General features: G+C 37.1%; 13 protein-coding genes. 3 read left to right on the top strand and 10 right to left on the bottom strand.

The annotated features are described in order from the left end of the window. Positions 1–6 precede the first annotated feature (6 nt). On the bottom strand, positions 7–1,185 hold the full coding sequence (locus F7984_RS05305; protein ID WP_140461176.1) for a M20 metallopeptidase family protein: 1,179 nt from the start codon (positions 1,183–1,185) through the stop codon (positions 7–9). Between the two features lie 240 nt (positions 1,186–1,425). Here F7984_RS05305 and F7984_RS05300 point away from each other — a divergent pair, with 240 nt between their 5' ends. Then, the gene (locus F7984_RS05300; protein WP_066101257.1) at positions 1,426–2,694 is read left to right on the top strand and encodes a hypothetical protein; all 1,269 of its coding nucleotides are present in this window, start codon (positions 1,426–1,428) and stop codon (positions 2,692–2,694) included. 219 nt (positions 2,695–2,913) lie between these two features. Here F7984_RS05300 and F7984_RS05295 read toward each other — a convergent pair whose 3' ends face one another. Further along, positions 2,914–3,429, bottom strand: coding sequence for a CueP family metal-binding protein (locus F7984_RS05295; RefSeq protein ID WP_140461175.1), 516 nt, complete (start codon positions 3,427–3,429; stop codon positions 2,914–2,916). Between the two features lie 552 nt (positions 3,430–3,981). Between F7984_RS05295 and F7984_RS05290 the strand changes: the two genes are divergently transcribed. Further along, complete coding sequence (locus F7984_RS05290; protein ID WP_139891399.1) at positions 3,982–4,557, top strand: hypothetical protein; 576 nt, start codon at positions 3,982–3,984, stop codon at positions 4,555–4,557. A 141-nt stretch (positions 4,558–4,698) separates the two neighbouring features. Here the strand turns inward: F7984_RS05290 and F7984_RS05285 are convergent, their stop codons facing one another. The 3 genes from F7984_RS05285 to F7984_RS05275 all read right to left on the bottom strand — a co-directional run bounded on the left by F7984_RS05285 (position 4,699) and on the right by F7984_RS05275 (position 7,718). Then, positions 4,699–6,348, bottom strand: a complete 1,650-nt coding sequence (locus F7984_RS05285) for a catalase (RefSeq protein WP_066101268.1) — start codon at positions 6,346–6,348, stop codon at positions 4,699–4,701. Positions 6,349–6,906: 558 nt separating this feature from the next. Continuing rightward, positions 6,907–7,446 (bottom strand): PadR family transcriptional regulator, encoded by a 540-nt coding sequence (locus F7984_RS05280; protein WP_066101271.1) that lies wholly within the window; start codon positions 7,444–7,446, stop codon positions 6,907–6,909. Positions 7,447–7,487: 41 nt separating this feature from the next. Then, the gene (locus F7984_RS05275; RefSeq protein ID WP_140461174.1) at positions 7,488–7,718 is read right to left on the bottom strand and encodes a hypothetical protein; all 231 of its coding nucleotides are present in this window, start codon (positions 7,716–7,718) and stop codon (positions 7,488–7,490) included. Positions 7,719–7,771: 53 nt separating this feature from the next. Here F7984_RS05275 and F7984_RS05270 point away from each other — a divergent pair, with 53 nt between their 5' ends. After that, positions 7,772–9,313, top strand: coding sequence for a multicopper oxidase family protein (locus F7984_RS05270; protein WP_140461173.1), 1,542 nt, complete (start codon positions 7,772–7,774; stop codon positions 9,311–9,313). Positions 9,314–9,406: 93 nt separating this feature from the next. Here F7984_RS05270 and sdaAA read toward each other — a convergent pair whose 3' ends face one another. From sdaAA to F7984_RS05245, 5 genes are all read right to left on the bottom strand, one after another. Further along, positions 9,407–10,312: an L-serine ammonia-lyase, iron-sulfur-dependent, subunit alpha gene (gene sdaAA / locus F7984_RS05265; protein WP_066101277.1), complete on the bottom strand. Its 906-nt coding sequence runs from the start codon at positions 10,310–10,312 to the stop codon at positions 9,407–9,409. Between the two features lie 33 nt (positions 10,313–10,345). Continuing rightward, positions 10,346–11,005 (bottom strand): L-serine ammonia-lyase, iron-sulfur-dependent subunit beta, encoded by a 660-nt coding sequence (gene sdaAB, locus F7984_RS05260; protein ID WP_066101280.1) that lies wholly within the window; start codon positions 11,003–11,005, stop codon positions 10,346–10,348. 143 nt (positions 11,006–11,148) lie between these two features. After that, positions 11,149–11,820 (bottom strand): helix-turn-helix transcriptional regulator, encoded by a 672-nt coding sequence (locus tag F7984_RS05255; protein WP_066101283.1) that lies wholly within the window; start codon positions 11,818–11,820, stop codon positions 11,149–11,151. Between the two features lie 307 nt (positions 11,821–12,127). Continuing rightward, complete coding sequence (locus tag F7984_RS05250; RefSeq protein WP_140461655.1) at positions 12,128–13,111, bottom strand: ring-cleaving dioxygenase; 984 nt, start codon at positions 13,109–13,111, stop codon at positions 12,128–12,130. 135 nt (positions 13,112–13,246) lie between these two features. Next, the gene (locus tag F7984_RS05245; protein WP_139891401.1) at positions 13,247–13,774 is read right to left on the bottom strand and encodes a YceI family protein; all 528 of its coding nucleotides are present in this window, start codon (positions 13,772–13,774) and stop codon (positions 13,247–13,249) included. Between the last annotated feature and the right edge of the window lie 194 nt (positions 13,775–13,968).

Here is a 13,968-nt window from a genome sequence, read left to right as displayed (position 1 = left end):
TTCCCCCTAGTCTGTTACTAAATAATGATTAGCTAATTGTAGAAAAATACGGCTTAACTGCAGCAATGCCTTTTCATCAAAATCAAATCGCGGATGATGGTGAGGGAACTGTGTTTCTGCCTGTTCATTATGTGCTCCAACATGGAAGTATGCCCCTGGTCTCTCTTCCAGATAATAAGCAAAATCCTCAGCTCCAAGGACGATGTCTTTTTCAACAAAGGCATCCAAAGAAATCGTTTCTTTTACTAATTTTTCAATTAATAAGGCTTCCTCTTTATGATTGACCAGGACTGGATATCCGTGGATATACTCTAATGAATACTCAATTCTATCAGCAACCTTCATCCCATCCAGAATAGCACGAATTTCGGACTCGATTTGTTGGCGAACATTCGAGTTCATAGCGCGAACAGTTCCTTCCAAAATGGCCGAATCTGCAATAATATTAAAGGCGTTTCCGGCATGGAAGCTTCCAACCGTTACAACAGCCGGTTCAACTGGATCAACACGGCGGCTGACTATCTCCTGCAGATGAGTAACCAACCTGCTCCCAATTGCTACAGTATCAATGGTTTGATGCGGTCTTGCACCATGTCCTCCTATCCCCTGCAAGGTGATTTTAAATGCGTCAACAGATGCCATGACAGGACCCGGTCTTGTTGCAATCTTCCCCACAGGCAAATCAGTCGCAAGATGCCCACCAAAGATGAAATCCACACCGTCCAAAGCACCCTCTTCTATCATAAATTTTGCACCGCCTGGTGGCTTCTCCTCCGCATGTTGAAATAATAAAACTACTTTCCCCTTTAATTGATTGCGATGATTGTTTAATACTTTCGCTACCGCAAGTAAAGCCGATGTATGTCCATCGTGACCGCAAGCGTGCATGACTCCGTCAACACTTGATTTATACTTAACGTTCTTTTCATCATGGATTGGTAAAGCATCAAAATCAGCTCGGAAAGCAATGGTTTTTCCCGGATGATTGCCCTCAATAACACCGATCACTCCATTTCCTCCAACCTGCTCCTTCACGTTGATTCCAAAGCTTCGCAGCTTATCTGCAATGAATTTAGCAGTGTTTGACTCTTGAAATGACAATTCCGGATTTTGATGTAAATATCTCCTCCAGGAAACCATTTCCTCAAAATCTTTACTTAATTGGTCATAAAATCGTTCTGTCATTTGAACACCTCAAATACTGCTTAATTTTTTTAAATCCGAGCTATCAAATTAATGATTAAGAATAATCTTACAATTTATCCAAACATTACGTCAATAGTTAATTCCAACTAATTAGCTATGTTTTGTATGGATTATTGTTATTACTAATAATCGAAGAATTAATAATTTATAACCTAAAGCTCACTCTTCTGTATAATTAAGGTAATATGCGTTCTGATTATAAAGGGGTAGGTGCAAAATATGAATATAAAAATAAACGAATTAATTGATTCTACCAGAGCTAAATTTGGTTTGGATAATTATTATTTGAAACGACATTCATTATCTCGCAAGTTAAATATCTTAAATGAGACGGTATATTTTCTTGAAATGGAGTGGTTTCCTAATCATGTGGAGGAACAAGAGGAAGAAGAACTTAACCCTGAGGGCACAGCAGTTATTGAATTAGATATTAATAGCCTAAGATATGAGAGAGTAATTTTTGTAGGCGACATTTCTTATGCAAACGGCTTTAGATTTACTGAAGTTAATAGAGACACCGTTGTAAACTGGATTGAACAAGAAACTGGTTTGTCATATGGGAAGCACTTTAAATTGCATAAAGAAGAAAATGGGGAATTTAACTTTGAAGCATGCTTTGAAGATATATATTTTTCTCCCTCGGGTCATATTAAAGTGATTGTAGATCATAATGGTAACCTCACCCTCTACTCTAAACATGGTCTATTTCCACCCAATGAAATGATAAAGAAAGAAGTATACACACTATCTCTTGAATCAATAGAACACCTTGCATGGAAACAATTAAAGTTACTCAATTTTCCATCCTTTGAATCGGAACAACTCATCCCCGTTTATGGCGTGGAGGAAATTTATGTTACAAATGAACAGAAATCTGTAATCCCATTAGATTTCAACAAAGATATGAGACCCTTAGAAATAAATAAACCTATATATTGGGATGAACCCAACCTTAAACCATTTGAAAGACAGGAACTTAAATTGAGTTGGGATGTAACAATCGAGCAAGCAATATCCAATGAGCAGAGCCCGGATTCATTCCCAATTAGTAAAGCTGAGGAAGAAAAATGTATAGTAGGGGTCACTGAATTTTTGCGCCAGGTATACTCAAATGAAACAGGAAATTGGACACTGAAAACTCTACACCGTGATCAAGGATACATCCACGCAATATTACGATTAAATCAAGAAGACACTAAATGTGTTTTTCATAGAAAGCTTATGATTATTTTTGATGCGAAGAGTTTGCAAGCTATTAATTACATGGATAATCAGCCTTTTATTGATCAATTTGGTCATTTTTCTTGCTCAGAAGAAGTTTTGGTCAATAAAAACGAAGCTTATCAAAAAATTAAAGATCATTTTGAGCTGACACCTCGTTATGTCTTTGATTCTCAGCAAAATAAATATATATTATGCGGACTATTAGATTGTCATTATGGAGTACGCGCCTCGAGCGGGGATATTATCTCGTTAAATGATTTGTAAGCACAGTAACCAAATAGATAAATCATTGATATAAAAAATCCGCCATCGTTTAAATTGGCGGATTTTACTTTTGCTTATGGGGTGGAATCTTTGTAGATTTTTTTTGAATTTTTGTTGTAATTCCCAATTTATTTCCTTTAGTTCACTCTCTACTTTTATATTTGTATAGATAAAAAAATCAGCGGATAGTTAATCTCAAACATATTTCTGAATAGACACCTATATTAATTGCATTGTAGTAATGCAGGTATTGTCGTCCTTATAGGTAGAAATCGTCGTTTCAGATGTTTTTTCTCCATAGTTAATTCTTACCTGATATGTTTTCTCCCGTGGTAACCATATATCTATAAACCCATTTTCCAAGGAAGTCATGGTTTCATCAACAATGACCTTGCCATCTTCATCTTGAATATATACATTGAAATCCTTATTAACCAGTTCCCCCTGGCAGCCTGTTAAACTGTGGATTTCACATGGATGAGTCTCTTTAACATAGGGTGCAATGGAAACAAAAAACTCTTCCGCAGGAAGATCATAAGACTTCTCCTTATCATCCTTCACAATTAACTTATGTGATGTAATGGACGCAGAGACATTATCAAAACTCCCCGTACTATAATCTTGAACCATTTCCCTTATATCCTGTCCTTCTTCTTTACTTTCCTCTTCCGAATTACATCCCATCAACAAAAAAATGGACCATAAACTGATCATGATAAATAAAGCTTTTTTCATCTTTTCAACTCCTGTACACTAATTCTATACAGGAATATTTTAACATACTAATAGATTTATATTTCTGTAATTGTTAACATTTATAGTCATTTAAAAAATGAAAGAGCCCTCACAAGGTTTTGCAAGCCAGCGTATACCAACAATTCTTTTACAATTTTATAATGCTATCTATTTTAGTTAAATATTTTCCAAAATATTGATTGATTTTCGTAGATTCTCTTTATCTTTGATTTCTCAGATGTCAAAATATTACATATATTAACAAATAAGAATACAAATCTTAGCAATCTTGCTCTGCTAGACTGTACTCCTTGAGGATCTTACATAAGTTTGCCAATCAATTTAAAATACATACTACATCACTAAAAAAGTCATTCCTTCCTATCCCATGAAATGACGTTTATTTAGGTTAGTTTTTAGCTTTTTAAAGATGAGCTAGAGATAAACACCTCAGTAGTTTTAATTTGTTGCCAAACACATGTTCAATATTTTCTATGATTAGCACGCTGGAAAAAGGGATAAACGAACAAATTACAAAGGAGTGGAAGGCTAATGAAAAGAGCGATGATTAAAACTGGGCAAGGAAATTCTGTTAGTGGAAAACTGGCTGAAGAGATCAGTTATGAAGATCTAGTAAGCTATGGGAAAAGAGCTAAGCAAACATATTTTCATTTTGAGGAAGTACCCGATTTTCCCTTTCCAGGATTATCACCTACCCTGTATCCAATCTGGGAAGAAGGTGAAGGAGACGGTTGTTTAGTACTCTATGCTGATTATAATTTCCTTCCGCAAGCTGCCCTCTATTTAAGCGTCAATATTGATTATTTAATGGAGGAAATGGAAAAAGTGGCAGAACAAGCTAATAATGATGCTGGTCACCAAATGTTTGAAATCGCTTATGCTGCAGAAGAAGATTATGATTATATGATTTCAACAGGGGTGGCTATAGATCCCGAAGAGGCCAGTAATCTCAATGATTATCTAGAATTTATCAGCCTCACTTATATTTATCCTCTATTTGTATCTTCTTTGCGTTTTGCTGCATTGAGACATCAGGAAGACTTGAAGCAATTGATTGAAGATATGAACGAAATCATGTATGAAGATTCTGAAAACCAAAGTTCCTAATTATCATATTGGGAAGGCGATTTAATAAAGGGAATCCTCTCTTTCTATCATTTATCTCTAACTACTTCTATTGCTTCAATAACAAATCGTCATTAAAAAACTGCCAGTCAAATTGACTGGCAGTTTCTTTTAGTCCATCTATTAATATGGATCAGCCTCATGGCTTTTCTTCACAGCATCTTTTGTTGCTTCCATTGCTGCTGCCGTACCTTGACCGAATCTGGATTTACCTGCTTCACGGCCTGGTACTGCAGATTCTTCCTTCATTTCTGCTAATTCTTTCATTTTCATTTCGATGCCTTCTCTTACACGGCGTCCATATTCTTCATCTGCTTGAGTGAAGTATTCCACCATGGCATCTTGAATACGTTTATCACAAATTGCAAGAGCATTGGATAGGTTGTTAATTAACTCATCACGTTCCCAATCCTCAAAGCTGCGATATGTTTCACCTGCTTGACCAAAGTTGTTAGGACGGTCAATTGGTTCACTCATGACTGCAGCATTGTATGTTGGACGGTGTTGCGGACGTTCTTCTTTACTTGCTTCCTGGAATCCGCCAACCATAGATGGCTCATAGTTAATATGCGGATTATCTCCGGATTCTTTTGGATCGCGAACATCCATTTGGCCGCGATGCTGATTAGTGCGAACTGGCACTTTTGGTGCATTCACTGGCAATTTAAGATAGTTCGGTCCTACACGATAACGTTGTGTATCAGAGTAGGAGAATGTACGTCCTTGCAGCATTTTATCGTCTGAGAAATCCATACCATCAACAAGAACTCCAGTACCGAAGGCAGCTTGTTCAATTTCAGCATGATAATCGACCGGATTACGATCTAATACCATTTTACCAACTGGCAACCATGGGAATTTGTCCTCTGGCCATAGTTTAGTATCATCAAGAGGATCAAAATCAAGTTCAGGATGATAATCATCCTCCATAATTTGTACATATAACTCCCATTCAGGGTATTCTCCACGTTCAATCGCTTCATATAAATCCTGTGTTGCATGGGCAGTTGTTTTAGCCTGGATAGAATCTGCATCTTCTTGTGTCAAGTTACGAATTCCTTGTTTTGGCTCCCAGTGATATTTAACCAACACTGCTTCGCCTTTATCATTTACCCATTTATACGTATTTACACCAGATCCCTGCATGTGGCGGTATGTTGCTGGAATACCCCATGGAGAGAATAGGAATGTAATCATATGTGTTGCTTCAGGTGTGCGGGAAACAAAATCAAACATCCTTCTAGGATCTGCCACGTTTGAAGCTGGATCCACTTTAAATGCATGAATCATATCAGGGAATTTCATTGCATCACGGATAAAGAAAATTTTAAGGTTGTTCCCAACCAAATCCCAGTTACCGTCTTCTGTATACATTTTAACAGCAAATCCACGTGGATCACGTGCTGTTTCAGATGAATCTTTTGCACCTGCCACTGTAGAGAAACGAACCATTAATGGGGTACGTTTTCCAGCACCGGAAAATACTTTTGCACGAGTATATTTTTCTACTGGCTCATCGCCAACTTTTCCATATGTTTCGAAATATCCAAATGCTCCTGCACCACGAGCATGAACGACACGCTCAGGTACTTCCTCACGGTCAAAGTGGGAAATCTTTTCAATAAAGTGATAGTTCTCAAGTGTTGCCGGTCCACGATTTCCAACTGTGCGGATATTTTGGTTATCCGTTACTGGATGGCCCTGACGAGTTGTCAAAGTCTCGCGTTTCATTTCTTCTTTCTTTGAACCATTATGATCTTTGTTCTCTGCCATACTGAAAACCTCCTCTTTTAATAGCTCTCCTTATAACCCCTGTATGATGAATATACAGTATTAAGGAGTACCATCTTTGGAATTAATTTCAATCTATAATAATTATAAACAACTTCTATTATTACTATAAATTACAGGTTAAAAAGATTGCAAATGATATGGTATTTCTAAGTTTTAAACCTCTTTTTTCAAAAAAAATACATGAAATTTATCCTATATTTCTACCAGAATTTTAAATAACAGCAGTTATCTAATGTTGTATGGTGAATGATAATTCTGTGAAGTAGATAAAAGAACCATAAATATATGTACCTTTATAAATGAGAAAATCTTTGTGTCCAATTCTAGTAGAAATAAAATATAGGAGTTTATTGGTGAGAAGCTGACCAATCTATATTTCATTTTTATAGAACACCTCTCCTTCTAGATAGGTATCGCCAACACTTTATTAGGCAGCATATAAAAGGCACCACAATTGTTAGTAGACTCTAACATTTGTGGTGCCTTAAAATCTCCAAATCTTTTGTAATTTTTCAAAAAAATATAGTTCCTGTTAATTTATATTTTCCTCTGTTTGATCTGTTTGATTAACTCTTCCAACCAGTAAATAGTATGATCTACTCTAGCAGTCACATACTCCCCTATAAACTCTACAAGGTTCTTGTTTTCCTCGTCTACTTCAACCTTTTTTTCAAAATCTTTAATATGCATCCATTGAGCACGGATATGCTCTGATTTCTTGTTAAGAATAGTTAGAACCCGATCACGATCGACATACCTGATATTAGCAATACCTACTACCATATCACTGATATCCTCGGCATTTTCCAACAGTTTGTATATTTTCTTAGGAAGCTCTTCACGTCCCTTATCCGTAATCGCAAAAACTTGTTTATCTGGACGATGTTCCTCTTTTATAACTTCAACTTGTTCAACCAATCCCTGTTTAGCCAACGATTCAAAGTGATAGTACAGTTTGCTTTCTGTTAATCCACCTAATTGATCCAATGGAATTGGCTCTGAAAGCTGCTTTTTTAATTTATAAGGATAATTATTATCCTCCATTAGTTTGCTTAATATAAAGATTTGGATAGCCATTTCTAAGCTCCTTCAGCATAATTATCTTTATTTTAGCAAAATTAAGCAGGCATTTCAGCAGTCTTCTCATTTTCGGTTTCATTTATTGCTTCATCATTCTCAACTGGAACTGATTTGTGGAAGGTACTCAAATAAATAGATTCAGGGAACTTCAGCCAGTCTGTTGTTCCCTTTTTTATTGCTAAAAATTTTAATGCATTTTCTTTAAACGATCGCCGCTCCGCTATTCTTACTAATTTATCTCTCTTTACTAGTCCAAATGACCACTTCAAACCATCCTGTTCATCATAGTCTAATGTATATTGTGAAAAAGGAGACCGACAACATGAGTCCAAAACTGGAAAAGTTCGTGGATCCACTCCAAATTATGAAAACCCTGAATCCCAAGGAGAATGGTCGAGGCGGAACATATTATGAAGTAAGAATGCAGGAGTTTCAACAAAAGCTACACCGAGATTTACCGCCAACTCGCTTATGGGGTTATAACAGCCAATATCCCGGGCCTACTATAGAAGCCAAGCAGGGGGAGGTTGTAAAGGTTAAATGGAAGAATAATCTTCCTGACAAGCATTTTCTCCCTGTCGATAAAACATTCCATCATCTAGAACATATGCCGGAGGTTCGAACAGTTACACATTTACATGGCAGCGAAACCCGTCCCGATAGTGATGGATACCCGGATGCCTGGTTTACAAATAATTTCAAGGAAGTTGGCGAAGCTTTCACAAGAAAAGTATATGAATATCCAAACAATCAGCGTGGAGCTACCCTCTGGTATCATGATCACGCCATGGGCATTACCAGACTGAATGTATATGCCGGTCTTGCCGGAATGTATATTATTCGGGATGAACAGGAAAAATCGCTGAAACTGCCAAGCGGTTCTTTTGAAATTCCCCTATTGATACAGGACCGGACATTCAACGATGACGGCTCTTTATTTTATCCAAGCCAGCCGGATAATCCCGCAGAAGGTTTACCAAACCCTTCCATCAGACCGTTCTTTCTTGGAGATACTATTCTTGTAAATGGGAAGGTATGGCCGTTTTTAGAAGTGGAGCCACGCAAATATCGTTTTCGTATTTTGAATGGTTCGAATACACGCGGTTACCAAATGGAACTTGATTCCGGACAATCTTTTTATCAAATTGGATCTGATGGCGGTTTATTGCCAAAAACAGTAATGATGGACAGCATTCTAATTGAACCTGCAGAAAGAATGGATGTCATCGTCGATTTTAGCCAATATGAAGGCAAAACCATCACGCTAAAAAATAATCTTGGAACTAATACAGACCCAGCTGATCAAACAGGTGATATCCTTCAATTCAGGGTAAATCAGCCACTTTCCAGCCAGGACAATAGCCATATTCCCAACAGATTATCCTATGTACCCTCTTTAAAACACAACAATATATCGGCCATTCGCAACCTCAAATTAGTAAGTACAACCGACCAATACAGCCGTACTCTGCTTTTACTCGATAATAAAATGTGGATGGATCCAGTGACAGAAAAACCACGATTAGATACGACTGAGATTTGGAGCTTAATGAATCTTACAAACGTTACTCATCCAATTCATATCCATTTAATCCAATTCCAAATACTCGATCGCCGGCCATTTGATTTGGATCGTTATAACGAGGATCGAACCATTATCTTTACTGGACCTGCACAGCCTCCAAAGCCAAATGAATACGGTTGGAAAGACACAGTTGCTGTCCCTCCTGGAGAGATTACCCGCTTGATCATGCGCTTCTCTCCATATAGCGGCTCGTATGTTTGGCATTGTCACGTTCTGGAACATGAAGATTATGACATGATGAGGCCTTACATGATTATAGATCCACATAAAGAAGATTAATGGATTCCTTCCCATTAAATTTCAGGACCACACTCACAACCATTTAAAAAGCGCCTGCCTGCATCTTAACTTGATGCGGACAGACGCTTCTTATTATTTTGCCAACAAGTAATCTACTAATTTAGCTTTTGGTTTTCCGAAGATTTCTTCTTCCAATCTGCGGCCTGTTGGAGTGGCTGCAAGTCCGCCTTCTGCTGTTTCCCGTAATGCAGATGGCATGGACTTTCCGATTTCATACATCGCACTGATTACTTCATCACATGGGATACGGCTTGTTACACCTGCCAACGCCATGTCAGCTGCTGTTATTGCATTTGAAGCTCCCATCGCATTTCGTTTAACACACGGAACTTCCACAAGCCCGGCGACTGGGTCACATACAAGCCCAAGCATATTTTTCATAGTAATTGCAAAAGCTTCTGCGGATTGCTGCGGTGTTCCACCAGCCATCTCCACTATGGCAGCTGCCGCCATGGCACTAGCTGATCCAACTTCTGCCTGGCAACCCCCAGCTGCACCAGAGATGGATGCATTATTTGCTACTACAAAACCGAACGCTGCTGTCGTAAATAAGAATTCAATCATTTCCATTCTAGTCGGATTCAACTGTTCTTTAACGGCAAATAATGTACCAGGAACAACACCGGCTGAACCTGCTGTTGGTGTGGCACAAATAACTCCCATTGCTGCATTTACTTCATTGGTTGCCACTGCTTTGCTGACAGCATCTAATAAAAGTTTACCAGATAGAGATTTACCTGAATTAATATAGTTTTGTAATAACACCGCATCTCCTCCGGTTAATCCCGAATGAGATTTAACACCATTAAGACCTCTCTCTACCGCCCGTTCCATAACTGCGAGGTTCTCATCCATTTGAGCAATAATATCTTCTCTTGATCGCTCGGACACTTCCATTTCCTGCCTAATCATAATTTCGGAAATTTTAACATTATTGGATTGTGCCAGCTCTACAAGCTCGGCCACATTTCGAAACATATTCTTTCCTCCTCTTGCTGTCAGTATTTAATTTTACATACGGATTACATGGTTTACGTTTGGCAATGAACTAAGCTCTTCTATGATTTCTTCTCCGAGCTTTTGATCCATTTCAATTACCATAATTGCGATGTCTCCCCGTTCTTTACGCGAAACCTCCATATGGCTGATATTAATCTCATTTTTAGCTAATACACTTGTAACGGATGATATCAGCCCAAATTGATCTCTGTGAATAACCAATATAGCTGGCTGCCCACCTGACAGCTTTAATTTAAACGAATTTATTTCAGTTATCTCAATCGTTCCACCACCAATGGAAATGCCGACTAATTCTAACTTTTTATCTCCATCATCAAACAAATTTATTTTAACCGTATTAGGATGTTCAACTACAGCCTCTTCAACCAGAAATTGAACTTCCATTCCTGCCTGTTCAGCGAATTTATATGCATCTGGAATACGCTCATCAAAGGTATCAAAATCCAGTAAACCAGCAATTAAGGCTAAGTCTGTTCCATGACCTTTATAGGTTTTTGCAAAAGAACCGTATAACGAAATGATTGCTCGCTTTGGTTGTTTGCTAAATATAGTTCTGGCTGCTCTTCCTATTTTGGCAGCTCCTGCTGTATGTGAACTGGATGGGCCAATCATAACCGGACCAATTATATCAAATGCTGATCGATACTTCATTATGTTTTTCTCCTTTTTTCAATCTGCTTTTTAGATAGCTTACTTTTCTTCAGATACTTCCAGCCAAAGCCCCATCGCTTTCATTCTATTAGAAGCTTAGCTAAATAGTGCAAAAATCCTTAATCGACAAGTAATAGATTCCTTTATTTCACCTGATATTCTAATTGGTAATCTATTTGTGTGCGTATTTTTTGCAAATAATTATAGATTGTAAACTTCGATACTCCTAAAACGGATGCTAAATAGTCTGTTGAACCTTTAATTAGGAAAGCACCTTTTTCCTGTAATAATCTTACACATTCTATTTTCTCTTCTAGACTCAACATGGATGGCGGTTTCTTAAAACCGGATAAAACTTGATCAACCATATCTTGAATGACTTCCTGTACGGTCGAATAAAAGTTTTCAGACTTCTCTTCTGTTTCAGTAAAAGAAATGAAATCCTGAATTTCTGCCTCGTATTGAATCATCATTGAAATATCATAATTAATGCAAATAGCCCCAATAACATGATTTTCCACATCCCGCAGAAAAATGGTCGATGATTTCATTGTGATTCCATTTATCAATCTGGTTTTATAGTTTGGAATATCCTCTATGTCAGATACAGGTTTAGTCAATTCGTTTAATACTAAATCCGTACATGGACTACCTATTTCTCTTCCTGTAACATTGCCGGCTAAATAGACAAGAGATTTTTTTAAATCTGCAAAATCATGTACCGCCACTTCACAGCGCGGCCCAAACATTTTAACAATCATATCTGCTGTGCGTATCGCCATATTAAAAATCGGTGCATTCGGATCTATCGCCATACTCTCACTCCCTAAACGCAAACGGTTTCAAATCATTCTAAAATAAATAAAATTTAATCAAAAATGGCTTTATTTGTTAACTCAGATATCATAACATGAATTTGGTATAATTTAAATAAAATTGTAATAGTTACAAAAATATTGTAACAATTTTCAAATAATCTATCTTCCTTATATAGAAAACTAGATTCACTATTAAAGATAAAAGGGCTAATCGAAATTTACGATTAGCCCTGAAATAGTATCTTAGTTTTCAATCTCATCTTAGTTGCTTATAATGAATTGCCGATTATGTTGTTCTTACTCTTTACAAGTATTCTTTTTCAAACGTTAAGGTACTGCGAACCGTATTAATGGATCGAACTATACTTTCAATTTGTTCTCGTTTTTCTTCTAAAAATGGCGGCAAGGATAATTTTTCTCCAAGAGTTTCATATGGTTCATCCTCCATAAATCCAGGACCGTCCGTTGCAAATTCAAATAAAATATGCGGTGCCAATCTTGCATAGAGTGAACCAAAATAATAACGTTCTACATAACCTGAATTGGGTATATTAAATGCCTGCAAACGTTTTTGCCAATCCTTCAGCTCTGAGCGGTCATTCACGCGAAATGCCACATGGTGAACTGTACCAAAGCCTTGCTGTGCCTGTGGAAGAGTTGTATTGTGTTCTACAATAACCTGTGCTCCATTGCCTCCTTCGCCCATTTCAAACAAATGATAAGATTCATGGCTGTCTAACACTCTAAACAACAAAACCTCTTCCATAAGTTTTTTTAAATAATCGAAATTAGAGGTACGAATAAATATTGGACCCAATCCTGTAATAGCATATTCCAATGGGACAGGCCCCTTTTGCCAAGGCGTTCCGGAAGCTACTCCCTCATTACTCTGATCAGAAATTAGTTGATATGACTGATCATCAAAATCAGTAAAGGACACTGTTTTTTTGCCGAACCATTCTTGAATTCCTGTATGTTTAACTTCGTATTTATCAAACCGTTTAATCCAATAGTCTAGAGCTGCGTCACTTGGAACTCGGAAAGATGTTTTCGAAATTTCATTGTTCCCGTGAATTCCCTTTGAAATACTAGGGAAATCAAAGAAAGTCATATCTGTACCCGGGGAGCCGACATCATCTGAAAAAAATAAATGATACGTTTTAATATCATCCTGGTTGACGGTTTTCTTCACTAAGCGTATACCAAGAACCCCTGTAAAGAATTCATAAATTTTTTCTGCACTGCTCGTAATCGCAGTCACATGGTGCAATCCTTTTAATTCATTCAATATCATATCTATACCTCCGTTAACTATTTATCTCGAATTCGAGATAATGGATAAAAAAAGAGCGGAATCACTCATAAATTACCCTCTTTAGAAGACATTATCCTTCTTTATTTCCCCTTAGAAGAACGATTAAACTTATGCTGCCGGGTTAATCTCTAATTCTATTTCTATTTTAATATCTTTACCAATTAAAACGCCGCCCGTTTCAAGTGCTGCATTATAAGTAAGACCAAAATCTTCTCGGTTAATCTTCGCGTCCCCTTCAAAACCGTATACTTCAACTCCCCAAGGATTTTTGCCTTTTCCGCCAAATTCGACATCGAATGTAACTGACTTTGTTATATCCTTAATAGTCAGATCACCAGTTACTTTATAGTCATCCCCAGATCTTGTAATGCTTGTAGATTTAAATTCGATTGTAGGATATTCTTCCACATCAAAAAATTCAGCAGATTTCAAGTGTGTATCACGATCTTCTGAAAAAGTGTTAATACTTGCTGGATCAAATTGAAATGCAATTTGAGCTGTTGTCAAATCTGTTAAATCCGCAGCTTCAATATCTGCTGTATACGAATCAAATTTTCCTTTTACCTTTGATACCATCATATGTTTCACTGCAAAGCCAATTGTTGAATGAGACTGGTCAACTATCCATTTCGCCATTTTTTATTCCTCCAATACTTTTATTTCGAATTCGAGACTTTATGTAAAATGCAATATATCTCGAATTCAAAATTCTTTAATTAAGGATAAATTTAACACGAGTACATTTTCTTGTCAATTTATTCAGGATTTTTTACCAATGTGGATATGGATCAGTTTATGCCAGATCTCTAAACAATATGATTACTCACAAT

Source organism: Pradoshia sp. D12 (genome assembly GCF_008935075.1).
Taxonomy (GTDB): Bacteria; Bacillota; Bacilli; order Bacillales; family Pradoshiaceae; genus Pradoshia.
This window is presented reverse-complemented; position numbering and strand designations above follow the sequence as displayed.

Bases quoted from the DNA above. Each gene is read 5' to 3' on its own strand.
- sdaAB (WP_066101280.1), bottom strand. From the start codon at position 11,005: ATGAAGTATCGATCAGCATTTGATATAATTGGTCCGGTTATGATTGGC.
- F7984_RS05245 (WP_139891401.1), bottom strand. From the start codon at position 13,774: ATGGCGAAATGGATAGTTGACCAGTCTCATTCAACAATTGGCTTTGCA.
- F7984_RS05255 (WP_066101283.1), bottom strand. From the start codon at position 11,820: ATGGCGATAGATCCGAATGCACCGATTTTTAATATGGCGATACGCACA.
- F7984_RS05305 (WP_140461176.1), bottom strand. From the start codon at position 1,185: ATGACAGAACGATTTTATGACCAATTAAGTAAAGATTTTGAGGAAATG.
- F7984_RS05295 (WP_140461175.1), bottom strand. From the start codon at position 3,429: ATGAAAAAAGCTTTATTTATCATGATCAGTTTATGGTCCATTTTTTTG.
- F7984_RS05270 (WP_140461173.1), top strand. From the start codon at position 7,772: ATGAGTCCAAAACTGGAAAAGTTCGTGGATCCACTCCAAATTATGAAA.
- F7984_RS05285 (WP_066101268.1), bottom strand. From the start codon at position 6,348: ATGGCAGAGAACAAAGATCATAATGGTTCAAAGAAAGAAGAAATGAAA.
- F7984_RS05280 (WP_066101271.1), bottom strand. From the start codon at position 7,446: ATGGCTATCCAAATCTTTATATTAAGCAAACTAATGGAGGATAATAAT.
- F7984_RS05300 (WP_066101257.1), top strand. From the start codon at position 1,426: ATGAATATAAAAATAAACGAATTAATTGATTCTACCAGAGCTAAATTT.
- sdaAA (WP_066101277.1), bottom strand. From the start codon at position 10,312: ATGTTTCGAAATGTGGCCGAGCTTGTAGAGCTGGCACAATCCAATAAT.
- F7984_RS05290 (WP_139891399.1), top strand. From the start codon at position 3,982: ATGAAAAGAGCGATGATTAAAACTGGGCAAGGAAATTCTGTTAGTGGA.